Here is a 22,881-nt window from a genome sequence, read left to right as displayed (position 1 = left end):
TAATCTGGATCGGTTGTCCGGCGGCGTTGTCTTGCCCTCGGTCTGTTGTGTTCTGCGTACAGGTCCAGATGCGGTTATCAGGCGTCGTCATCTTCTCGATCGCGTCACTTTGCCTTGCCGGCTGCACATCCACGTCCGGCGTCGACGCGCTGCAAGTGCCGTCCAGCGAGACGACCAGCTCCGTTGTGCGGCCGCCCGCGCCGGTGGCGTCGGTCGGTGCGGCCGATGCCGCACCCGACTTTGAGCAGGAAGAGGCGACGGAGCAGACTGTGGCGATGGCCACTCCAGAGCCTGCCGACAGCATCGAACCACCCGTCGAGCCGATTGCCCTAGTGGCGCCGAAGCGGCTGGCACGAGCAGCACCGATCCTCGCCGAGCCGGTCCAGCGCTACCGTTTTCGTGACGCCAAGCCGATCAATTTCGGCAAGGCCTCGCCCGGGCACCTCGCCGTTCACGGCGTCGACGTTTCACGTTGGCAGGGCAACGTGAACTGGGCAAAGCTGCGCGCGCAGGGCGCGAACTTCGCCTACATCAAGGCGACCGATGGCGGCGATCATCTTGATCCGATGTTCATGAAGAACTGGCGCAATGCCGACGCCGCCGGCCTCAAGCGCGGCGCCTACCATTTCTTCTACTGGTGCCGTACGGCAGGCGAGCAGGCCGACTGGTTCATCCGCAACGTGCCGAGGGTCGAGGGCGCCTTGCCGCCGGTGATCGATGTCGAGTGGAACGGCGAATCCAGCTGCAAGCGGCGGCCGTCGCGGCAAAAGGTGCTGGAGAAGATGCAGGTGTTCATGGACAAGCTCGAGCGCCACTACGGCCAGCGGCCCATCATCTACACCGCGCCCGATTTCTACCGCGACAATCTCAGAGGCGCTTTCCCCGACTATCCGTTCTGGCTGCGCGCGGTGGCACAGCACCCGTCAAAGGTCTATCCCGGCCGCAAATGGGTGTTCTGGCAGTATTCCGGCTCCGGCCTGTCGCACGGCGTGAGAGGCCGCATCGACCTCAACGTCTTCCACGGCGACGAGAGAGCCTGGCGGAACTGGGTTGGTGGGCGGCAGATGGTGGCCGAGGCGGAGTAGGGAGTTCCTTCCGGGGGAACTTCTTGCTGCTCGCGCCTACGGGGTGCTGATCGCGGCCGCAGAAAGCCGCCATTTGAAGGCCCGCATGAGATGAATATCGACGGACCTGACCGCCTGTCTCAGAACTGTCATGGATCCGTCATCGCTTTGAAAGGTCGTTCCCCCAAAGCAGGTGGCTTCCATTCGAACAGGAGACGCCACCCGTGCCCCGCCATTCCGCGCTTTTCGTCCTGACGGCAGCGCTTGCTGCCTCCGTTTCGCTGCCGGCCCATGCCGACATGATGTTCAACCGGGTCGCGAGCTTCGCCGTCGCCGGAAACCTCCCCGCGGACGTCGAGCAGACCACGCCGACTTCGTCCGAGATCATCACGGCGACCGAAGACGGCATGACGCTGGTCTATTCCGACAGCCCGCTCGGCGCGGTCGGCTTCATCGACATCACCGACCCCAATGCGCCCAAGGCCGGCGGCATCGTCAAGATCGAGGGCGAGCCGACGTCGGTCGTGGTCATCGGCGGCAAGGTGCTGGCCGGCGTCAACACGTCGAAGAGCAAAGCCAAGCCTTCGGGCAACCTCACCGTCATCAACCTTGCCTCCAAGGCGATCGAAGGCACCTGCGACCTCGGCGGCCAGCCGGACTCGCTGGCGTTCAGCAGGGATGGCAAGTTCCTGGCCATCGCCATCGAGAACGAGCGCGACGAGGAGCTGAACGACGGAGAAATTCCGCAGATGCCTGCGGGCGACCTCAAGATTTTCACGATGACCGAAGGCCAGCCTGATTGCGCGACGATGAAGAGCGTGAACCTGGCGGGCATTGCCGAGGTTGCGGCGGAAGATCCGGAGCCGGAATTCGTCGCCTTCAACGAGGCCGGCGAAATAGCGGTCACGCTGCAGGAAAACAACCACGTCGCCATCGTCAACGCCGAAACCGGCGCGATCGTCACGCACTTCTCGGCAGGCTCCGTCACGCTGGACAAGATCGACACCAAGAAGAACGGCGCCTTTTCATTCGACGGCAAAATCGAAAACGTCGCACGCGAACCTGACGCCGTGAAATGGCTCGACAATGATCGTCTCGTCGTCGCCAACGAAGGCGACTACAAAGGCGGCTCGCGCGGCTTCACGATCTTCAGCAAGAAGGGCGAGGTTCTCTACGAATCCGGCCCGTCCTTCGAGTACGAGGTCGCCAATGCCGGCCATTATCCCGACGACCGCAACAAGAAGGGCGTGGAGCCGGAAGGTCTCGACACCGGCGCCTTCGGCGAAGACAGACTGATTTTCGTCGCTTCGGAGCGTGGCTCCGTTGTCGGCGTCTACAAGGACACGGGTGCGGAGCCTCAGTTTGTCCACATCCTGCCGTCCGGCATCGGCCCGGAAGGGCTCGTCGCGATCCCGTCGCGCAATCTCCTGGTCACCGCCAACGAGGCCGACCTGGTCGAGGACGGGCTCGCCCGCTCGCACGTGATGATCTACGAGCGCTCCGAGGGTCCCGCCACTTACCCGACGATCACGGCAAAGCCCACGGCAGACGGCACGCCGCTCGGCTGGGGTGCGCTTTCGGCGTTCGCGGCCGGCGACACTGCCGGCAAGCTCTTCGCGGCCTCGGACTCGTTCTACGCCAACGCGCCCTCGATCTTCGAGATCGATGCCACGCAGACGCCGGCGCTGATCACCGGCAAGACCATTGTCACGCGTGGCGGCCATCCTGCACAGAAGCTCGACATCGAAGGCATCGTCGCCGATGGTGAAGGCGGCTTCTGGCTGGCCAATGAAGGCGATCGGGCAAAGCTCGTCCCGCACGCTATCCTGCGCGTCGACGACAAGGGCGAGATCAAGCAGGAAATCGGCTTCCCGATGGACCTGCTCGCCCACCAGACCCGCTTCGGTCTCGAAGGCATCACCACCATCGGCGAGGGCGACGAGCTGACGCTGGTGATGGCGGTGCAGCGCGAATGGGCCGACGATCCGAAAGGCCAGGTCAAGCTTTTGGCCTACAAGCCCAAGGCCAAGGAATGGTCGGCGGTGCGCTATCCGCTCGAAGCGACCGAAGCTGGCTGGGTGGGGCTATCGGAGATCACCGCGCATGACGGCAAGCTCTACATCCTCGAACGCGACAACCAGATCGGCGACCTGGCCAAGGTGAAGCGCGTCTATTCGGTGGCGCTCGATGCCTTCAAACCTGCCAAGCTCGGCGGCGAACTGCCGCTGGTCGAAAAGACGCTGGTGCGCGACATCATCGGCGACCTGAAATCAGCCACCAACGGCTATGTCATCGACAAGGTCGAAGGTTTCACCATCGACAAGAACGGCGACATCTTCGTCGCCACTGACAATGACGGCGTCGACGATTCTTCCGGCGAAACGCTGTTTCTCCGCCTGGGCAACATCAGCGCCGTGAACTGAGGGCAGTTCTTCCCTTCTCCCCCTGTAGCCTGTAAGGGGAGAAGGGAAGGCGCGGCTTTTACGCCTCTATGTATTCCGCCAGCTGACACCTTTGGGCACATCCAGCCCATCGGCACGCAAGCCTTCGATATTAAAGCGTATAGCGTCGCGAATTTCGGTTTCCACCTCAGGCACCGTCGCGCCGGTCGCGACGCAGCCGGGTAGATACGGCACGTAAGCGGAAAAATTATTGCCGGCCTTTTCGATCCCCACCGCGTAACGCATATCGTCACTCCTTTAAACCGGACTGCTTGAGGGTGCTATTAGGTGTTCCCGGTGCAACCTCTTCAGACGGCTTGCCGGCCACGGTGACGCGGCCGGCTTTGATTTCATGCTTATATTGGCGATGACTGCATTTGGTTGCAACCAGATACCAGCCGTCGGTTTCCAGCAGGCGAATGACTTCGCGGACCGTAAGCCGAGGTGGCATCTATCTCAGCTACACCCGCTCGTAGCTCCACAGGTGTCGCACTTTTCACATGTCCCGTTCCGCACCATCGTGAAGTTGTGGCATTCGGAGCATTCGTTGCCGGTGTAGCCCTGCATCAATGATTGCTGGCGCCGGGTAGCGGCAAGCGCTTTGGCCTCGGCCGCTTCTTTCGCGGCATCATCGGTGAACAGCCCTGTCGGGTCGATTGCTTCTTCGTAGACGATGTCCTCGACCAGTTCCCTGGCCCGCTCTTCGTAGTCTCGCTTATAGGCCATCGCTTCGTCGCTGGCCGGCTTCAGCGCCAGCACATTGGAGCCTGAGAACGCCGTTGGCGCCGAACGAGTGGGGACGGTAGCGGGAGAGGGACTTGAACCGCCGAAGCCCTTGGGTTCGGCACCGATCCCCGACACCAGCTTGACCGGCGAGACGCCGCGCGTCAGCCCCTTCGAGAACGGCGTCGCCTTGCCTTCGGTGATGCCGCGCCCGAGTGCGGTCTTGTCGAAATCCGACTGGTCGACATGAGCGAGGTCGTGGCGGGCAAGATAGGACACGGCAAGCTCGCGGAACACGTAGTCGAGGATCGACGTCGCGTTCTTGATGGCGTCGTTGCCCTGCACCATGCCGGCTGGTTCGAACTTGGTGAAGGTGAAGGCTTCGACATATTCCTCGAGCGGCACGCCATATTGCAGGCCGAGCGAGATGGCGATGGCGAAGTTGTTCATCATCGCCCGGAAGGCGGCACCTTCCTTGTGCATGTCGATGAAGATTTCGCCAAGACGACCGTCATCGAATTCGCCGGTGCGCAGATAGACCTTGTGGCCGCCGACGACCGCTTTCTGGGTGTAGCCTTTGCGGCGGTTCGGCAGCTTTTCGCGGTCGCGATAGAGGCGTTCGACGACGCGTTCGACGATCTTTTCGGTCACCTGCACGGCGCGCTGCGAGGCGGGTGCCGCGATCAACTGCTCGATCGCCTCGTCCTCGTCGTCTTCGACGTCGGCAAGCAGCGAGGCATTGAGCGGCTGGGAGAGCTTCGAGCCGTCGCGGTAGAGCGCGTTGGCCTTCAGCGCCAGCTTCCACGACAGCATGTAGGCGCCCTTGGCGTCTTCCACCGTCGCGTCGTTCGGCATGTTGATGGTCTTGGAAATGGCGCCGGAGATGAAGGGCTGGGCCGCCGCCATCATCTGGATGTGACTGTTGATCGACAGCGAACGCTTGCCGATCTTGCCGCACGGGCTGGCGCAGTCGAACACGGGCAGGTGTTCGGCCTTGAGGAACGGCGCGCCTTCCAGCGTCATCGCACCGCAGACGTGGATGTTGGCGGCCTCGATGTCCTTCTTCGAGAAGCCCAGCGCCGGCAGCATCTCGAACGAGAAATCGTTGAGCTGCTCGTCGGTGAAGCCAAAGGTCTCCTTCACCCAGTCCGCACCCAGCGTCCACTGGTTGAAGACGAACTTGATGTCGAACGCCGACTTCAATGCCGCATTGAGTGCCGCGATCTTGTCGTCCGTAAAACCCTTGGCCTTGAGCGAGCCGGCGTTGACGGCTGGCGCCTGGTTCAGATTGCCGTGGCCGACCGCATAGGCCTCGATCTCGGCGATCTGGCTTTCCGAATAGCCCAGCGTACGCAGTGCTTCCGGAACGGCGCGGTTGATGATCTTGAAATAGCCGCCGCCGGCCAGCTTCTTGAACTTGACCAGCGCGAAGTCGGGCTCGATGCCGGTGGTGTCGCAATCCATCACCAGGCCGATCGTGCCGGTCGGCGCGATTACGGTCGCCTGCGCATTGCGGTAGCCATGCTCCTCGCCGAGCTCGATGGCGCGGTCCCAGGCAGCCTTGGCATGGGCGGCAAGCTCCGGCTGCTTCAGGTCGGAGGCGACCAGCGGCACTGGATTGACGGCGAGTTTCTCGTAGCCGTCTTTGTCGCCATAGGCAGCGCGGCGATGGTTGCGCATGACGCGCAGCATGTTCTGCGCATTGCGGTCGTAATCGGGGAAGGCGCCGAGCTCGGCGGCCATTTCGGCCGAGGTGGCATAGGCCATGCCGGTCATAACAGCGGTGAGTGCTGCGCAGATGGCGCGGCCCTCGTCGGAATCATAGGGAATGCCTGAGGTCATCAGCAGGCCGCCGATATTGGCGTAGCCGAGGCCGAGCGTGCGGTATTCGTAGGAGAGCTTGGCGATCTCCTTCGACGGGAACTGCGCCATCATGACGGAAATTTCCAGCACCATGGTCCACAGCCGAACCGTGTGCTCGTAGGCTGATATGTCGATGGTGCCGTCGGCGTTGCGATAGGGCAGCAGGTTGATCGAGGCCAGGTTGCAGGCCGTGTCGTCGAGGAACATATATTCCGAGCACGGGTTGGACGCCCGGATCGCACCGGCCGCGGCGCAGGTGTGCCAGTCGTTCATGGTCGTATTGAAGTGCAGGCCCGGATCGGCCGACGCCCAGGCGGCATAGCCGATCTTTTCCCACAGATCCCTGGCCTTCAGCGTCTTCAGCACCTTGCCGTCCTTGCGAGCGGTGAGGTGCCAGTCGCCGTCCTGCTCTACGGCGCGCAGGAAATCGTCCTTCAGCGAGACCGAATTGTTGGAGTTCTGGCCGGAAACGGTGAGGTAGGCATCTGAATCCCAGTCGGTGTCGTAGGTCTTGAACGACATCGAAGTGTAGCCCTGCTTGGCGAACTGGATGACGCGGTAGATGTAGTTCTCCGGCACCCCGTCCTTCTTGGCCGCCTTGATCTCGCGCTTCAGCGCGGTGTTGATCGCCGGGTCGAAGCAATCGTCGTCCTGGCCTTCGCAATTGATGCAGGCCTTCATGATCGCTTCGAGGTGCTTCTTCACGATCTTTGAGCCGGTGACCAGCGAGGCGACCTTCTGCTCCTCATTGACCTTCCAGTCGATGAACTCCTCGATATCGGGATGGTCCGCGTCGACGATGACCATCTTTGCGGCGCGGCGCGTCGTGCCGCCCGACTTGATGGCGCCCGCCGCGCGGTCGCCGATCTTCAGGAAGCTCATCAGGCCGGACGAGCGGCCGCCGCCGGACAGCTTTTCGCCTTCGCCGCGCAGGAATGAGAAGTTGGAGCCGGTGCCGGAGCCGTATTTGAACAGCCGCGCTTCACGCACCCACAGGTCCATGATGCCGCCTTCGTTGACGAGATCGTCCTGCACGCCCTGGATAAAGCAGGCATGCGGCTGCGGATGCTCGTAGGAAGATTTCGACTTGGTCAGCTTGCCGGTGAACGGGTCGACATAGAAGTGACCCTGGCTCGGGCCGTCGATACCATAGGCCCAGTGCAGGCCGGTGTTGAACCATTGCGGCGAGTTCGGCGCGACGCGCTGGGTGGCCAGCATATAGGCGAGTTCGTCGCGGAAGGCGCGCGCATCTTCCTCCGACTTGAAATAGCCGCCCTTCCAGCCCCAATAGGTCCACGTACCGGCGAGGCGGTCGAAGACCTGGCGGGCGTCGATCTCGGAGCCGTAGCGCTCGGACTCGGGCAGCTTTGCCAGTTCGGCCTCGTCGGCGACGGAGCGCCACAGGAAGGAAGGGACGTCATTCTCCTCGACCTTCTTAAGCCGAGCCGGCACGCCGGCCTTGCGGAAATACTTCTGAGCCAGGATGTCGGCGGCAACTTGGCTGAACTGCGCCGGCACATCGATATTGTCCAAGCGGAACACCACCGAGCCATCCGGATTTTTGATCTCCGAAAGCGCCTTGCGGAATTCGATCTCCGCATAAGCCGACTGCCCTTGCTTGGTGAAACGACGCTCGATGCGCATTGGTCCTATCCCTTGCTTGTCTATATATAGCGCTTTTCCCAGGGGATTTCTGCCCCCTTGGCGAAACGCGCATGTCCGCCGTCTGCCAGCGTTAGAAAACGGCCGGCTCCCTTTCACAGGCTCCGCCCGCCCTGCTGGCCGAACTCCTTGCGAAGTAGTCGTCCAACGCGCCGACGAACCCTGCAGGTCCCTCAAAACTGAAACTTTTTGCGACTCCCTCAATCGAGGGGATCTTCACACTATCTAGCGTCGAACTTACCTGCAAACACTAAATATAGTGTTAACAGACAATTTATTCCAGTCCGACATTTTTCCCCTTCGTCCCCCAAAGACCCCACAACCCCAACGCATCCGCCGGCCTTATAGACAGGCGGAAATGCGGCCAAAACGCACATAGTCCGGGAAAAAGACCGGGCTCAGAACTTTCCGGTCGCACTCTCAACAGGAGCGCATGCCCCATAAAAGGCGACTCGTTTTGCGCCGTCAAGGATTCGTTTGCGTAGCTTTTGTGACCCCAACATCTTGTGTGTCACATATGTGGATAACGGGGATAGAAGTGGCGCGGAGGATTTCGATTTTGACTCACGTCCAAGCCATCGACCGTGATGACAACGCACGCCAAAGCTGTGGTGGTCAAATCGATTCTCTTCGCCAAAGAGCATCGCCGGTGATGCGGCAGGTGCGCAGCTTTGGCCGGTGCGCCTAGTCTTGCTCAGGAGAACTGGTGCGGGTCAGCGCAGAAATAGGCGATGATCTGACCAAGGTCCGGCTCGTTGACCATGCGCACGGCCTCGGCGGGGCTGACCCATTTGCGGATGCGCGACCGCTTTTCCTTCCACCGGTCGGCGATCTTGTCGACCTGCAGCGGAAATACCAGAACTTCGCAAGGCACTTCCTCGCCGGAAGCCAAGGCCTTGGCATAGAAGTAGCGGCCGGCTTCATGATGGGAGATCGTGCCGCGCAGTCCGGCTTCCTCGCCGGCCTCGCGCGCCGCCGCTTCGCAAAGCAGCTCCTTGGCCTCAGGCCAGCCCTTGGGAAGCACCCAGCGACCGGTATCGCGGCTGGTGATCAGCATGATCTCGACGCCATGCCCGGTATCGCGCCAGGGCAATGCTGCAACCTGCAGGCGGCACGGCGCTGTGCCGAAGAGCCGCTGAACCCTTTCGGCCAAATGGTTGTGCGTTGCTGGCCTCGTCAACATCGGAGAAGCTTGCCCCAGCCTCCAGAATCATCTGCCGTTTCGCGAATCTTACGGCTAATCATGAGCAATAAAAGTAAAAAACCTCATACGGACTGGTTAACCACACCAACAGGCGTCCATTCAGGAAATATCGTGCGCCGCGGCACTCTTTCAAGAAGTGCTCGCCGGCAAGCAATGCTCGCCGGCATGTTCCGGGAGAAAAAGCAGTTGCCGCGAATCAGCCGACGTGATCGTCGGCGATCGGCTTCTGGTAGGTGAAGCCCATGTCCCACGGAAAATAGATCCAGGTGTCCTGGCTGACCTCGGTGACGAAGGTGTCGACCAGCGGCCTCCCTTTCGGCTTGGCGTAGACGGTGGCGAAATGCGCCTTGGGCATCATGGCGCGCACGATGCCCGCGGTCTTGCCGGTATCGGTGAGGTCGTCGATGATCAGCACGCCGGCGCCGTCATCGGCGAGCAGTGCCGGCGTGACCTCCTTCAGCACCTGCAGCTGCCCTTGGCTGGCGTAGTCGTGATAGGAGGCGACGCAAACCGTCTCGATGACTCGGATGCCGAGTTCACGCGAGATGATGGCGGCCGGAACCAAGCCGCCGCGCGTGATGCAGACGATCGCCTTCCACTGGCCTTTGTTGGCGCCGGCAAGCCGCCAGGCAAGCGCACGCGCGTCGCGGTGGAACTGATCCCAGGAGACGGGAAAGGCCTTTTCGGGAAGGGACATTTTTGCATGCACTCCGCAGCGCGCGAAAAACCGCGCGCAAACACTTGAAGGAATGCGCGCGGAATTAACTGGAAAGCCTTGACCTTGGCAAGGGCGGCGGCAGGCGATCCCTGTGGACTCGCCCCTGTGGAGTACCCTTGTGGATTTACCGTGACAGGAAAGCTGCCACCGGCAACGTGCGCAGCACCGTGCGCGTGACCCCGCCGAACAGAAGCTGGCGCAGCCAGGAATGGCTGTAGGCGCCGAGCACGAGCAGGTCGGCGCCGGTTTCGGCAACCCTGGTCTGGATCACGTCGTCGACCGAGTGGCCGCCCGATTGCAGCACCGAGACGCTGACGGTGGCGCCATGCCTGGACAGGGCGGCGGCGATTTCGGCGCCGGCCGCCTCCGGAGCCTCGTCGAGCGTATCCGGTGGGTCGATGACGACGATATCGGTCTTCTCGGCCTCGATGATGAAGGGCAGGGCGTCGAAGGCGGCGCGCGCGGCTTCCTTGCTGCCGTTCCAGGCGAGCAGCACATGCTTGAAGCTGGTCACGAGCGGGCCCGAATGCGGCACGACCAGTACCGGCCGCCCGGCGTCGTAGACCAGCGTGTCGACATCGGCGCTCGAATCGCCGCCCGACTCGCGCTGCGCGGCGATGATGAGGTCTGCGGTGCGAACGGTTGGGATACCGGTCAGCGCGCTGTCTCCGGAAAAGCTCTCGAGGCTGCGCCACTCGAAGGACAGGTCGGAATCCTCGAGATGCCGGAGGAAAACCGCCCGCAATTTTTCAGCACGCTCCTTGTTCACGTCGGCCGAAACCTGCAGGAACTCGGTGTCGGGAAAGCCGGTGGCCGAGGTGTAGGGGATGGGAATCGCTTCGGCATGAATGCCGATGAGATGGCTCTGGAACCTGTCGGCAAGCGGAATGGCGCATTCGAGCACGCGCTCGGCGTCCTGCTCGTTCTGCAGTATGGCGACGATGGTTTTGAATCGCATGATAACCCCCTCAATTTACGGCGATCGAAACTCGCCCGCGAGAAACGTTACAGCACCATGCTTGGTTCCGGCTTATGCATGTCGCCCAAAAGTGCGCAGCGGTCTTGGGCTAACGACATGCATAAAAAGAGCCTAAAGCGCGTCGCATGAATCCTCTCAGACGCGACGCGCTTTTAGATTAGCTGGCCGCGCTGGTGAGGCCTGCGACCATCGCCTCGACATCGGCGCGGGCGGCGTCCAGCGCGTCCTGGCTGCGGGCACGGACGACCAGCTCCGTCCAGAACTTGCCGTCGCCATATTTCGGGTAGGAGCCGATTATCGTATCCGGATGCGCCCTCTGGATGTCACCCAGCGGTCCGCCGACCAGGCCTTCGCCGAACGGACAGTGCACCGTGGCCGACAGCATTTTGGTGCCGGCCTTCAGCGTCGGCACCACATTGTCGAGCATCGCCTGGAAAATCGCCGGCACGCCGGCCATGACATAGACGTTGCCGATGCGGAAGCCGGGCGCGATGGACACAGGATTGTCGATATGGTCGGCACCGCGCGGCATCCGCGCCATGCGCTTGCGCGCCTCGGTATATTCGATGCCGCGCGCGGCGTAGCTCGCTTGCAACATGGCATAGGCCTTGGCGTCGTATTCGCAGGGCACGCCAAAGGCCTTGGCGATCGCGTCCGCGGTGATGTCATCATGCGTGGGGCCGATGCCGCCGGTCGTGAAGACATAGGTGTAGCGGGCACGTAGAGCGTTCACCGCGGCGACGATCTCGTCGTCCTCGTCGGGAACGATGCGCACCTCCTTCAGGTCGATGCCGATCGCCGTCATGATGTCGGCGAGATGGCCGATATTCTTGTCCTTGGTGCGCCCGGACAGAATCTCATCACCGATGACGAGCATGGCGGCGGTGACGATTTCAGACATGGGAGCTCCGGCAAAAGGTCGCCTTAGGCAGACAGAGTCGCCTCGGGCAGACAGGTCGCCTTAGGCAGGCAAGGTCGCCTGAGATAGCGCGGCGGCTCGCCGGCGGCAATACGCCAGGATATTGGCGCCCACGGTGCGGCTCTTCCTTCCCCTGGTGGGAGAAAGTGGATTGGTGCGCAGCGCCAAGACGGGTGCTGGCTGGAACGCGGTCGGCACCAAGCTGGAACACCCCGACCTCGCTTCGCGAGGCCACATTGTCCCACAAGGGAGAAGGGAGAAGGTGCGGCGCCCATAGGCGCTATTCCTTCACCGCACCGGTCATCGAGGAAACGTAGTGCTCGACAAAGAACGAATAAAGCACGACCACCGGCAGGGAGCCGATCAGGGCACCGGCCATCAGCGCTCCCCACTCATAGACGTCGGAACGGACAAGCTCCGTGAGCACCCCGACCGGCACGGTCTTGTTTTCGGACGACTGGATGAATGTCAGGGCATAGATGAATTCGTTCCATGACAGGGTGAATGCGAATATGCCGGCGGAAATCAGGCCGGGCACCGACAGCGGCAGCACGATCTTGGTGAGGATCTGCCACCGGCTCGCCCCGTCGATGAGCGCGCATTCTTCCAGTTCGAACGGGATGGAGCGGAAGTAACCCATCAGCAGCCACGTGCAGAATGGTACCAGGAAGGTCGGGTAAGTAAGAATGAGCGCGAAGGGCGTGTCGTAAAGCCCAAGGTTGAACACCATCACCGACAGCGGGATGAACAGGATCGACGGCGGCACGAGATAGGAGAGGAAGATCGCGAGCCCGACCTGCCGCGCCCCCGAAAACCTCAGCCGTTCGATCGCATAGGCCGCGAACACCGCAGCCAGCAGCGACAGGAACGTCGCGGCGGTCGAGATGATGATCGTGTTGAGCAGCCAGCCCGGATAGGACGTGTCGAACAAGAGATAGCGGATGTGCTCGAATGTCGGATGCACGACCCAGAACGGATTGAAATTGGCGTAGTCGGTCATCTCGTGATTGGGCTTAATCGCCGTGATCGTCATCCAGTAGAACGGGAACAACAGCACGATGACGAACACCAGCAACGGCAGATAGACCGTCACCACGCGCCGCGGCAGGCTCTGAAGGTAGCCCATGCCGCCTTCGTCGAGTTCCGGACGTTTCGTTTTTTTGATCGTGGCCATGTCAGTCTCCGCCGCCCTGCTGCCATTTGCGGCGTTGCAAGCCGAAATAGCTGAACAGGATCGCCGCAAGCAGGAACGGGATCATGGCGACAGCGATGGCGGCGCCCTCGCCAAGCTGGCCTCCCGAAATGCCGCGCTGAAAGGACAATGTCGCCATCAGATGGGTGGCATTGACCGGTCCGCCGCGGGTCAGCACATAGATCAGCTGGAAATCGGTGAAGGTGAACAGCACAGAGAACGTCATGGTGATGGCGATGATCGGCGTCAGCAGCGGCAGCGTCACAAAACGGAACAATTGCCAGCGGCTGGCGCCGTCGAGCGTGGCGGCCTCGTAAAGCGACTGGGGAATCGTCTGCAAGCCGGCCAGCAGCGTGATTGCGACGAACGGAATGCCGCGCCAGACATTGGCCGCGATCACCGAAGCGCGCGCGTTCTCCGGGTCGCCGAGGAAATTGATGCGATGGTCGATTAGGCCCATTTCCATAAGCGCCCAGGACAGGATGGAGAACTGCGAATCGTATATCCACCAGAAGGCGATGGCCGACAGCACCGTCGGCACCACCCACGGCAGCAGGACGATCGCGCGGAAGAACGATTTGAAGGGAAGGTTCTGATTGAGGATAAGCGCCAGCCAGAGGCCGAGCGCGAACTTCAGGATCGAGGCGCTTATTGTGTAGAGCAAGGTGTTGAATACGGAGAGCCAGAAGACGGCATCATCCGACAGATATTGGTAGTTTTCGATGCCGATGAAGATACCGGGGCGGCCGATGCGGGCATCCGTGAAGCCGAGCCAGATGCCGAGCCCCAGCGGATAGGTGAGGAAGACCAGCAGCAGCGCTGCCGCCGGCAGCATGAAGCCGAAGCCAAGCGCGTTCCGGCTGTCGGCCAGGAGCGACAGGCTCCGCGACAGGATCGACGGACGCGGCTGAACGGCGGCGGACGACACGGCCATGGGACGGCTCCTCATAAGGTCTGCTGGCATGGTGGCCTGAGTGGCCGCCACACGATTTCAGGAACCAGACGGGCAGCGCGGTCGCGGCTGCCCGGCTCGGCTGTGATCAAACGCGATAGTACCGGTTGGCGCGTTTCTCCGCCTCTTCCATCGCCTCCTGGGGCGTGGCCTGGCCCGTCACGGCCTTGGCGAACATGTCGACCAGGACATAATCGGCCATGGTCGCCGCCGAGGCGTAGCCGAGCGGCCCGGCATAGCCGTTGGGACGCAGCGTCGCCGAGGCCTTGGCGTAAGCGGCATTGTTCGGGTCGGCCGTCCATACCGGATTGTTGTCGAAGGCTTTGAGTGTCTGGCAGCAGTAGGCGGCCGAGGAGGTAATCCACTCCGCCATTTGCTGTTCCTCGAACATGAACTGCAGATAGGCCTTGGCTGCGTTGGGGTAGGGCGTGTAGTCGAAGATCACGGCCGTGGTCACCTGGAACAGCTCGACCGATTTCCCGACGGGACCGATCGGCAGGCTGGTCGTGCGCATGTCCTTGGCGATTTCAGCCAGTTTCGGATCATTGTCCTTGTTGGTCTTGGCCGTGTTATACACGGAAATGCCGTTGGCGATGACGCCCAGTTCGCCGGCCAGGAAGGCGCGGTTGTTGTTCACGTCGAGCCAGCTTTCGGTGCCGGGGATGAAGGTCTTGTAGAGTTCCTGCGCGTATTCGATCGCCTTGAGCGTCTCCGGGCTGTTGATGGTCACCTTTCCGCTCTGGTCGACCATCTGGCCGCCATGGCTCCAAAGCAGCCAGTGAGCATAGTTGTTGCCGTCGCCGACGCCATGGCCGTGCGTGAAGCCGGCCGGATGCCCCTTCGCCTGCAAGGCCTTACAAAGATCGAGGAAGCCCGCCGTGTCCTTCGGAAATTCCGAGAAGCCAGCCTCCTTCACCCAGCTTTCCCGATAGACGATGGCATTGCCGATGGTGGCCAGAGGCAGGCCGAGGAATTTCCCCTCCCGCGTCGCATATTGCTTTGGCCCGTCGTACCAGCCGCCGTATTTCGTGCCGAGATACTCACCCAGTTCCGTCACGTCGTGCAACTTGTCGGGGTACTGGTGCGGGTCGTCGAACCAGACCAACATCAGATCTGGACCGGAGCCGACATTGGCGGCAACCGCCGCCTTGGGGCGAATGTCCTCCCAGCTTTCCTTGTCGACGCGGACCTCGACGCCTGTCGCCTCGGTGAACCGCTTGGTGTTGGCCAGCCATTGATCCTCATCGCCCTGCACGAAGGGCGACCAACGCAGCATCCGCAGCTTCGCGCCGTCCTCGGGCTTGTATGTCAACCCCTCCTGGGCAAAGGCGGAAGAGCCGACGAACCGGCTTCCCAAGGCTCCCGCCGCCACGCCGGCGGTGGTGCGGATCACGTCACGTCTGGTGAATTTCATGCTCGTCTCCTCCTGTTTATTTCCTCGCGGTGGTTCTTACTGCCGGGTGCGCATTTCGAAGCGCTGCCCGGTTTCGCCATGAAAGAGATGGATGAGGCCGGGCTCGGCCGTCAGCCGTACGGTCTCGCCCGGCGTGAAGGAATGGCGCTCCCGGAAATTGGCGACGATCTCTTCGCCGCCGGCCGTCCGGCCGATGAGCTGCACTTCCGACCCGGTCGGCTCGACCACCACGACGGTGACCGGAATGCCATCTTCGTCGGACAGCCGCAGATGCTCGGGTCGTATCCCCAGCACCACCTGTTCGCCGCTGCCGATCGAAGGTACTGCGGCCAGCGGCAGGGAAATCCCCCCGGAGCCGCGAAAAGACGATGAGCCGCCATCAGTTGCGATTTCGCCCCTCAGCATGTTCATGGCGGGCGAGCCGATGAAGCTGGCGACGAAGAGATTGTTCGGCCGGTCGTAGAGTTCCAATGGCGGCCCGATCTGCTCGACGAGGCCGTCATGCATGACCACGATCTTGTCGGCCATGGTCATGGCCTCGATCTGGTCATGGGTGACATAGACCGTCGTGGTCTTCAGGCGCTGATGCAGTTCCTTGATCTCGGCGCGCATCTGCACCCTGAGTTTGGCGTCAAGGTTGGACAGCGGCTCGTCGAACAGGAAGACCGCCGGATCGCGCACGATCGCCCGGCCCATGGCGACGCGCTGGCGCTGGCCGCCGGAAAGCTGCCGGGGATAGCGCTCCAGCAATGGCACCAGCCCCAGGATTTCGGCGGCGCGCTTAACGCTGGCAGCGCTTTCGGCTTTCGAAACACCCTTGAGCATGAGCGAGAACGCCATGTTCTCGGCGACGGTCATGTGCGGGTAGAGCGCGTAGTTCTGGAAGACCATGGCCACGTCGCGTTCTTTTGGCGCAACGTTGTTGACGACACGCTCGCCAATCGCGATCTGGCCGCGCGAAATCTTTTCCAGGCCAGCGATCATCCTGAGAAGGGTCGATTTTCCGCAGCCCGACGGTCCGACCAGCGTGACGAACTCGCCGTCGTCTATGTCCACGCTGACGCCGTGAAGAATCTCGACGGTTCCGAATGATTTGTAGACATCGCCAATCGCGACAGACGCCATCGATTTCCTCCCGAATGCTTCCTGCGACGTCTTCGAAGGAAACCGCTTTCCTAACTGGCCGCGGCAGCTCCCAAAGTTCCTCCCTGGTCACGCGCGATGATGAAACGGTAGCGCTACCAGACTGCCCTGTAAAGCGGCTGCGTGGCAAGCACTCTTCTTCGTTGGTCCTGATCGTGTTTGTTCCCGGTGGGATTGAAATTCGCCATGTCTGGGATCCTAGCAGGAAAATGACTCGCCCAGCCCCAGCCCTTGAAAACGGAGGTGCGAGAAGTCATCAGTATATGACACCAGCCTAATCGGAAACTTCGGTTTGCGGCCGGTCCCGGCCGTCGGCGAGCTCGTCGTGCCATTTGCCGTCGGCGTCCTCGTACTGGATGCCGTCCGTGGTGCCGGCGACCTGCTGTTCGGCCGAAGCGATCTCCGCCGCGCGGAGCGCGTCCTCGTGGGTAGGGAACGTTTCCGAGAATGTCGAGCCGACCTTGTAGGCCCAGCCCCCGTCATGCTCGACGATCTTGTAGGTCAGCTTCGCCATGAAATCCTCCAGTGGGAAAAGCTCCGTCTGCTCAATGCAGTTTGCCTTGGGGCAGTTTGCCTTCGGGTAGTTTGTCTTCGGGCAGCCTGCCGTCGGACAATCTCTCCTCGGGAACCAGCACGTCCGATTCCTTCGCGGCTTCGACCAATGCGCGGCGCGCATCCGCCGTCGAACGATAACCCTCCAGCACTTTTAGGCAAGTGTCGAGAGCATCGCGATGCCGGGGACCACGATTGAGCGGCCAGACCGTCATCAGGCACTCCGCCGTTTCCTGGGTGCTGCGGATCTCACGGTATTTGCCGACATGGCCAAGTTCGACCACCACCGGCTTTTCAAAAGGCTTGTTGTCCATCATCGCCGCCAACGCGGAGCGGCCGATTTGGTTGCACGTCCCTCCGCGTAAAGGTCTCAAGGGTCGCAATCATTGGGGTCGCAATCATTGGGGTCGCGGTCATTGGGGCCGCAGCCGAAATGGCCGCTCAGCCCGCCGCCTTCATCCAGTGCTGCATCGTCGTCACCGAGCGGGCAAGCTGCGGCGCCGGGTGGATCGTCTCGCCGAAGGTGGCCGCGGCGCGCCACGCCCAGCGCGGGTCGGCGAGGAAGGCGCGGGCCAAAGCCACCATGTCGGCACGGCCCTGGGCGACGATCGCCTCGGCCTGCTTCGGATCGTCGATCAGGCCGACGGCCCGCGTCGGGATGTCGGCGCCGTTGCGCACGGCTTCCGCCAGATGCACCTGGTAGCCCCGACCTGTCGGCAGCTTCTGCAGGGGCGAATTGCCGCCGCTCGAGCAGCAGAGATAGGCGACGCCCGCTGCCTTCAGCACCTTGGCCACTTCGATCGCGTCCTCGACATCGAAGCCGCCATCGACCCATTCCTTGACCGACAGGCGCGCCCCGAGCATCAGCTTGGGCACTGCCTTCCTCACCGCCTTGGCGATCTCGACGACAAAACGCATGCGGTTTTCCAGCGAGCCGCCCCAGCGGTCGGTGCGCTGGTTGGAAAGCGGCGACAGGAACTGGAAGATCAGATAGCCGTGTGCCGCATGCAATTCGATGAAATCGAAGCCAGCCCGCTCGGCCCGCCTTGCCGCCTCGGCGAAGCGTTCGATGATGTGCAGTATCTCCTCATCCTCCAGCGCCCGCGGCACCTGCCAGCCCGTGTCGTAGGCGATTGCCGAGGCGGACACGATCGGCCAGGGATCCTGATCGGCACCGAGCGGCCCGCCGCCTTCCCAAGGCTTCCGGTTAGATGCTTTGCGGCCGGCATGGGCAAGCTGCGTGCCGAATTTGGTGCCGGGGGCGGCGACGCGCTTGGCGGCATCCAGCGCGCGCCGGGCCGCTGCCTCGTTGTCGTCGGAATAAAGGCCGAGGCAGCCATGCGAGATGCGGCCGCGCCGCTCGACGTCGGTCATCTCGACGGTGACCATGCCGGCGCCGGACATCGCCAGGTTCATCCAGTGGTACAGGTGCCAGTCGCTGGCCGAACCGTCATCGGCGGAATACTGGCACATGGGCGCGACCGCGATGCGGTTGGGAAAGGCGAGGCCGTCAAGCGTGATCGGCTGGAAAAGGGATGTGGTCATCAAAAAAACTCCGGGGAGGGGCTGTCGCTATTTAGGCAGTGGATTGCGCCTGCGCCATACACGAGGCGGTGAAGCGCGCCACTGGACCAATTGCTGTTGGGATTGCGCACGGGCCGGTTCGCAGCTAGCGCATGACCCCGAAAATCGATTCCGATTTCGGAATGGATCATGCGCAGATCAAAAGTGCTACAGCGTCCTTTGCGCGTCCAAGAGGACGCGCGGCGCTGTAGTCCTCACGCTGGCAGCACGGAGTTCACCATGGAAGACCGCATTCGTATCCGTTCAGAAGAAGTCCTTTCCGATGATTGGGCAGTCCTGAAAAAGACCGTCCTCGATTATCGCCGGCGCGACGGGAAATGGGAGACGCAGATCCGCCAGACCTACGATCGCGGCGACGGGGCGGTGATCCTGCCTTACGACCCCGAGCGCTCGACGGTTCTGCTCGTTCGGCAGTTCCGCTACGCGGCCTACGTCACCGGCCACCGCGAGCCGCTGATCGAGGCCTGCGCCGGCCTGCTCGATGAACACGACCCCGAAACCTGCATCCGCAAGGAGGCGGAAGAGGAGCTCGGCTACCACCTGAAGGACGTTGATCGGCTGTTTTCGCCCTTTATGAGCCCTGGCAGCGTGACCGAGCGGCTCTGGTTCTTCGTCGCGCGCTATTCGCCGACCGACCGCATCTCGGACGGCGGCGGCGCGCCGGAAGAAGGCGAAGACATCGAGGTTCTGGAGATGCCGCTCGATGAAGCTCTGGCCGGCATCGCCGACGGCCGCATCATCGACGCCAAGACGATCATCCTGATCCAGCACCTGAAGCTGAACCCGATCCGGGCTTGATCTGCCGGAACCTGGACGCGCCCGCTGGGTGGCCCTGGTGTTCCTGGTGCGGACGACGGGAATCGAACCCGTACGATCAGAGATCGAGGGATTTTAAGTCCCTTGCGTCTACCAATTCCGCCACGTCCGCGCCCTTTTCGTTTCAACTACTTAGGCGATTTCGTCAATCGGCGTTGTGCAGTCCGAAAATTGTGTTGTGCAAAACTGCGTTCCCCTTTTCATTCGCCGGAGCCCGTTTTTGCCATATTTTCTGGTCCATGCTCGCAGCGTCCAACCTCTTTCTCGACATGCTTGGTATGGTGCTCGCCCAAGCGCGTAGAGCGGCCCCCAGCGCGTCGGCGCCTCGTCCCGGCGTCATTGCCCATGCGCCGTATGGCGGCGGCATAGGTGACGCGCAGCCCGTGCAGTATGCAGCCTTAATCTCCAATTGGGATTAGCTACGCGGGGTTCCAATGGGGGAGGGCTGCATGGTTCGGATGATCGGTTGATTGCTGATCTCCGCATTCGCTGCCAGCCATTTTTGAAGGAACTCGACCTCGGCATTGTTGATGGTTCCATCCGCGGCCAGGCCGCGTGCGAGCCCTCATTGCGTTTGTGGAAGCTTAGGCGCTCAAAGCACTACGCACGCGCGTCAGTCTTGCTTCCGCTTCCACAAATCCGAAGTCGATGCGTATGCGAACGATGCTGACCAAGTGATTAGGACGAGTCCGTTGAGACCTTCCAAGGCAGCAACGATCCGCATCGGCCCAGTGGCATAGACTTCGCCAAAGCCGATGGTCGTGTAACAGGTGATCGAGAAGTAGAAGAAATCCGCTGCGCTCCCGGAAAACAAGCCTGCGAGAGCTCCAAGGTCTGGATGCTGGTGCATCCAGGCATAGGCGACCGCGAAAAGACAGATCCCCACCACGTGAGCAATGATCGCTGCGATGACCAAGAGCAGCAGATCAACCCGCATCGGAAGTGAAAAACGACGCCTCATCGCTCCGGCGATACTTAGCACCTCATAGTGCATCAGAACCGTTACCAGTGCGAGACCTGCAGATATGGCGAACGCGATGACCAATTGCGGTACCTCCAAATAGGCTTCAGATGCTCAACGCCTATCACCGTGCGAGCGGATCGAACAGCTTGTCGCGATGTACGAGCCCGATGCTGCCCGCCGCCTTCATCGAGGCTATCGACGACATCCGCTCCAACATCGTTCTGCGGCGCCTTGTGGGAGCGTCTGGAGCGCGGTGAGATCAACGGTGCCATCCATGAGCTCGTGGCCCTGACGCCACGCGATGCGATCGCCGCCGACGCGAATGGTGAGGGCGAACGCGAGGAACCGTGGTGCCATCGCCGCCGGGTCGTCGGCAAATCCGTCGGAACCGAACCGCTCCCCGGAGCTTTCGTAATGAGGGGCAGCGTCAAAGAGGAGACTGTTATGGATCGGCAAGAAAATAGCGTTTTGGAGGCTGGCTGGCTTTTGGCGGTCCCGCTTTCTATCGGATTTGCCGTTTTGATTGCAGGCTTAGTGCTGGGCTAGTGTGCTATGGGAACCGGAACTCGACCACTCGCCGCCGGGCCGTCCATGATTGCCGGGCGTCAACGGAACCAAAATCGCGCAATAGCTGCGGCACAAGAGCAAGGCGGACGTCACCGTCGCGCTTTTCGCCAGCCCGCTGATCGCGCTTCTGCCTCGCTGCAGAACCAGCGCTCCCCCTTGCCGGTCGAGGTTACGGTTCGGTCATGACGGCGGCAGCGAGAAAGGCGCCGCTAGGGGCCCATTCCAGCAGATCGTGCCCCGGCTGATCGTGCCAGATTACTGCCTGAGATCCGGCATATCGACCGGCTGCGCACAGATCGGGCAGATGTAAAATCGTCGCCTTCGTTCTTGCGCGGATCGCCAAACACCTGCGTGGCAGGAAGACCTTCGGCATGCCTCGCTGCAGGACTTTCGCGAGGAAAAATGATCACCACGCAATGGAACTTTACGCGGGCACAGTGGTTTGGAGGCCAGTCGGAGAAATCCGGCATGTTCTGAGGAGCCGAGCCTGTCCCGGACTCCCCCTCGACGGGGCAGGCTCGTTACCAAACCGTTACGGTCTCTCAAGCTAGGGCGTTTTTTCCGGCCCGCATCATGGCACGCGCGACCCGCCTTGGATGCGGATCGTCGGCGCGAAATCCGTGCCCAAGTCAACAGCATAGCTGCCGTTACCGGGCCGGCGGCAACCCTTCCCAGCGAGGGAATCAAACACTGAGGCTCAAACAAGATCGTTTCCACCGGGAACAATTTCGTAGTGGCTGAGTTTCGCACTAAAGCTACTGGAATCCCGAACATGGCAAAGTTTGACACAGAACGAGGGAAGTCTGTTGCCGAAGCCGTTCGGCAACTGATCCGTTCCGAAGATAATCGCCGGTATTTACACGACGCGCTGGATCTTGCCGTCGACCTGCGACTTCCCAGCCCCCTTGCCTCATTGCTTGAGGCGCTTGATCAGGCCGGGCGGGATCCATTTCCGCATTGCCGAAGCCCGAACGAGCGATGATCGAGTAAAACGCGCCAGGTCTTCCCCTCTACCCTCATGGCTCACTACTCCCCCATGACTCAACGCTACGACATTGAGAAGACACCTGAAGGCACGTGGGACATCATCGATGTGTTCACAGGGCTGCCGGTTGTCGAGGTGGGTGTCCCCTTGATCGACATGCCGATCGAAGAGGCCGACGATCTGGTCGAACTTCTTAACTGCCGCGACAGGGAACAGCGGGAGGACACTTAACGGCGGCTTCCGAGGTCTGCCGCGAAAGCGCGTCCCCCGTTCGGAGGATGCGTTCGGGCGTTCTGCATTGGTAGGCTCCAATTGGCGAGTGACTCAGCGTTGATATTTAACGCTGTCCTCTACGAACCAATGGAGAGATTGTCATGCTCAAGCTCGCCTCTGCTCTGGCGCTGCTGCTTGTTGGGACAGCGCCTCTGTTTGCCGATGGTATGCCAGTGAACGCGGACAGTATCAAATGGGGCCCTGCTCCTGCTGTCATTCCCGCTGGCGCGGACATAGCTGTTATCGCTGGAGACCCCTCAAAGGATGGGCCTTATGTGCTGCGACTGAAGACGCCCGCCGGCTACAAAATTGCCGCACATAGTCATCCCACCGCGGAATATATAACGGTGCTTTCCGGCAACTTTCATATCGGAATGGGCGATAAGTTCGACGAGGCGAAAGGCATCGAACTGACTGCTGGCGGCTTCGGAGTTGCGCCGGCCGGAATGAATCACTTCGCCTGGATGACAAGCGAAACGATTATTCAGGTTCATGGCAACGGACCGTTCACGATCAACTACGTCAATCCGGCGGACGATCCGAGTAAAAAATGACAGTTCGGGGATCAAATTGATTGAACCGCCTGCAGGTTCGAATAGTGGAGATCGAGACCCTCTGAGCGGCCGGATCTGGCACTTCCAGTTCTGATCTGAGTCTTCGAGTGGTGTCTGCGGTTTCCCGAACGTCGATTCAGAAAGATTCGCTAACGGGAGGCAATCTGATTTGCCGCAAACGGAACGTATTCCGGTTAGGCACTTTGCCGTGGACGGCGCCGAAACAAAAAACCCGCCTCGGCGGCGGGTCGTTGGCGCAAATCAGCGCCATGGCGAAATCCACAACATAAATGCCGTCACAAAGTAACGAAT

At 61.5% G+C, this 22,881-nt stretch carries 21 protein-coding genes, 1 tRNA gene and 1 pseudogene; 7 read left to right on the top strand and 16 right to left on the bottom strand.

Features of this window, described 5'->3' with window-relative positions; all coding sequences use genetic code 11:
• The first annotated feature begins 68 nt into the window (after positions 1 to 68).
• Both CIT31_RS30725 and CIT31_RS30720 read left to right on the top strand, forming a co-directional pair.
• Positions 69 to 1,085, top strand: a complete 1,017-nt coding sequence (locus CIT31_RS30725; RefSeq protein ID WP_095521619.1) for a glycoside hydrolase family 25 protein — start codon at positions 69 to 71, stop codon at positions 1,083 to 1,085.
• 203 nt (positions 1,086 to 1,288) lie between these two features.
• Positions 1,289 to 3,487 carry an esterase-like activity of phytase family protein gene (locus tag CIT31_RS30720; RefSeq protein WP_095521618.1) on the top strand — a complete coding sequence of 733 codons (2,199 nt, stop codon included), beginning with the start codon at positions 1,289 to 1,291 and terminating at the stop codon, positions 3,485 to 3,487.
• Positions 3,488 to 3,545: 58 nt separating this feature from the next.
• Here CIT31_RS30720 and CIT31_RS30715 read toward each other — a convergent pair.
• The 14 genes and pseudogenes from CIT31_RS30715 to CIT31_RS30650 form a co-directional block, all read right to left on the bottom strand.
• Positions 3,546 to 3,751 (bottom strand): annotated as a pseudogene (locus CIT31_RS30715) (type II toxin-antitoxin system HicB family antitoxin).
• Between the two features lie 4 nt (positions 3,752 to 3,755).
• Complete coding sequence (locus CIT31_RS30710; RefSeq protein ID WP_095521617.1) at positions 3,756 to 3,956, bottom strand: type II toxin-antitoxin system HicA family toxin; 201 nt, start codon at positions 3,954 to 3,956, stop codon at positions 3,756 to 3,758.
• A 5-nt stretch (positions 3,957 to 3,961) separates the two neighbouring features.
• Entirely contained in the window at positions 3,962 to 7,735 is a 3,774-nt protein-coding gene (locus CIT31_RS30705) for a vitamin B12-dependent ribonucleotide reductase (protein WP_095521616.1), read from the bottom strand.
• 712 nt (positions 7,736 to 8,447) lie between these two features.
• Positions 8,448 to 8,936 carry an NUDIX hydrolase gene (locus CIT31_RS30700; protein WP_029353721.1) on the bottom strand — a complete coding sequence of 163 codons (489 nt, stop codon included), beginning with the start codon at positions 8,934 to 8,936 and terminating at the stop codon, positions 8,448 to 8,450.
• 217 nt (positions 8,937 to 9,153) lie between these two features.
• A complete protein-coding gene (gpt, locus tag CIT31_RS30695) occupies positions 9,154 to 9,654 on the bottom strand; it encodes a xanthine phosphoribosyltransferase (RefSeq protein WP_029353723.1) in 501 nt (166 codons plus the stop codon).
• A 145-nt stretch (positions 9,655 to 9,799) separates the two neighbouring features.
• Entirely contained in the window at positions 9,800 to 10,633 is an 834-nt protein-coding gene (locus CIT31_RS30690; protein WP_095521615.1) for a universal stress protein, read from the bottom strand.
• Positions 10,634 to 10,811: 178 nt separating this feature from the next.
• Positions 10,812 to 11,555: a competence/damage-inducible protein A gene (locus CIT31_RS30685; RefSeq protein ID WP_095521614.1), complete on the bottom strand. Its 744-nt coding sequence runs from the start codon at positions 11,553 to 11,555 to the stop codon at positions 10,812 to 10,814.
• Positions 11,556 to 11,853: 298 nt separating this feature from the next.
• Positions 11,854 to 12,747, bottom strand: coding sequence for a carbohydrate ABC transporter permease (locus CIT31_RS30680; protein ID WP_095521613.1), 894 nt, complete (start codon positions 12,745 to 12,747; stop codon positions 11,854 to 11,856).
• A gap of 1 nt (position 12,748) precedes the next feature.
• A complete protein-coding gene (locus CIT31_RS30675) occupies positions 12,749 to 13,600 on the bottom strand; it encodes a carbohydrate ABC transporter permease (protein WP_370463494.1) in 852 nt (283 codons plus the stop codon).
• A gap of 205 nt (positions 13,601 to 13,805) precedes the next feature.
• Positions 13,806 to 15,131 (bottom strand): ABC transporter substrate-binding protein, encoded by a 1,326-nt coding sequence (locus tag CIT31_RS30670; RefSeq protein WP_095521612.1) that lies wholly within the window; start codon positions 15,129 to 15,131, stop codon positions 13,806 to 13,808.
• A gap of 36 nt (positions 15,132 to 15,167) precedes the next feature.
• Positions 15,168 to 16,256, bottom strand: coding sequence for an ABC transporter ATP-binding protein (locus CIT31_RS30665; RefSeq protein WP_065008173.1), 1,089 nt, complete (start codon positions 16,254 to 16,256; stop codon positions 15,168 to 15,170).
• A 292-nt stretch (positions 16,257 to 16,548) separates the two neighbouring features.
• Positions 16,549 to 16,788, bottom strand: a complete 240-nt coding sequence (locus tag CIT31_RS30660; protein ID WP_065008174.1) for a DUF2188 domain-containing protein — start codon at positions 16,786 to 16,788, stop codon at positions 16,549 to 16,551.
• Between the two features lie 31 nt (positions 16,789 to 16,819).
• Complete coding sequence (locus CIT31_RS30655; protein ID WP_095521611.1) at positions 16,820 to 17,143, bottom strand: DUF982 domain-containing protein; 324 nt, start codon at positions 17,141 to 17,143, stop codon at positions 16,820 to 16,822.
• Positions 17,144 to 17,267: 124 nt separating this feature from the next.
• Positions 17,268 to 18,371 carry an NADH:flavin oxidoreductase/NADH oxidase gene (locus CIT31_RS30650; RefSeq protein WP_095521610.1) on the bottom strand — a complete coding sequence of 368 codons (1,104 nt, stop codon included), beginning with the start codon at positions 18,369 to 18,371 and terminating at the stop codon, positions 17,268 to 17,270.
• Between the two features lie 258 nt (positions 18,372 to 18,629).
• Here CIT31_RS30650 and CIT31_RS30645 point away from each other — a divergent pair, with 258 nt between their 5' ends.
• Positions 18,630 to 19,208, top strand: a complete 579-nt coding sequence (locus CIT31_RS30645; RefSeq protein ID WP_065008177.1) for an NUDIX domain-containing protein — start codon at positions 18,630 to 18,632, stop codon at positions 19,206 to 19,208.
• A 44-nt stretch (positions 19,209 to 19,252) separates the two neighbouring features.
• Here the strand turns inward: CIT31_RS30645 and CIT31_RS30640 are convergent.
• Together CIT31_RS30640 and CIT31_RS30630 are read right to left on the bottom strand one after the other, a co-directional pair.
• Positions 19,253 to 19,338, bottom strand: a tRNA-Leu gene (locus CIT31_RS30640).
• A gap of 501 nt (positions 19,339 to 19,839) precedes the next feature.
• Complete coding sequence (locus CIT31_RS30630; RefSeq protein ID WP_245316530.1) at positions 19,840 to 20,271, bottom strand: potassium channel family protein; 432 nt, start codon at positions 20,269 to 20,271, stop codon at positions 19,840 to 19,842.
• Positions 20,272 to 20,421: 150 nt separating this feature from the next.
• On the opposite strand from CIT31_RS30630, the gene CIT31_RS34730 reads away from it, so the two are divergent.
• The 4 genes from CIT31_RS34730 to CIT31_RS30610 all read left to right on the top strand — a co-directional run bounded on the left by CIT31_RS34730 (position 20,422) and on the right by CIT31_RS30610 (position 22,569).
• A complete protein-coding gene (locus CIT31_RS34730) occupies positions 20,422 to 20,736 on the top strand; it encodes a hypothetical protein (RefSeq protein ID WP_095521608.1) in 315 nt (104 codons plus the stop codon).
• A 793-nt stretch (positions 20,737 to 21,529) separates the two neighbouring features.
• Positions 21,530 to 21,739: a hypothetical protein gene (locus tag CIT31_RS33985; protein ID WP_133116240.1), complete on the top strand. Its 210-nt coding sequence runs from the start codon at positions 21,530 to 21,532 to the stop codon at positions 21,737 to 21,739.
• Positions 21,740 to 21,793: 54 nt separating this feature from the next.
• Positions 21,794 to 21,973 (top strand): hypothetical protein, encoded by a 180-nt coding sequence (locus tag CIT31_RS30615; RefSeq protein WP_029353754.1) that lies wholly within the window; start codon positions 21,794 to 21,796, stop codon positions 21,971 to 21,973.
• Positions 21,974 to 22,116: 143 nt separating this feature from the next.
• Positions 22,117 to 22,569 carry a cupin domain-containing protein gene (locus tag CIT31_RS30610; protein ID WP_095521606.1) on the top strand — a complete coding sequence of 151 codons (453 nt, stop codon included), beginning with the start codon at positions 22,117 to 22,119 and terminating at the stop codon, positions 22,567 to 22,569.
• Positions 22,570 to 22,881: the final 312 nt, after the last annotated feature.

It is taken from the genome of Mesorhizobium wenxiniae, from assembly GCF_002284535.1.
Lineage (GTDB): Bacteria > Pseudomonadota > Alphaproteobacteria > Rhizobiales > Rhizobiaceae > Mesorhizobium > Mesorhizobium wenxiniae.
The sequence above is the reverse complement of the archived record's forward strand: the minus strand, read 5'-3'. Positions and strand labels throughout refer to the sequence as shown.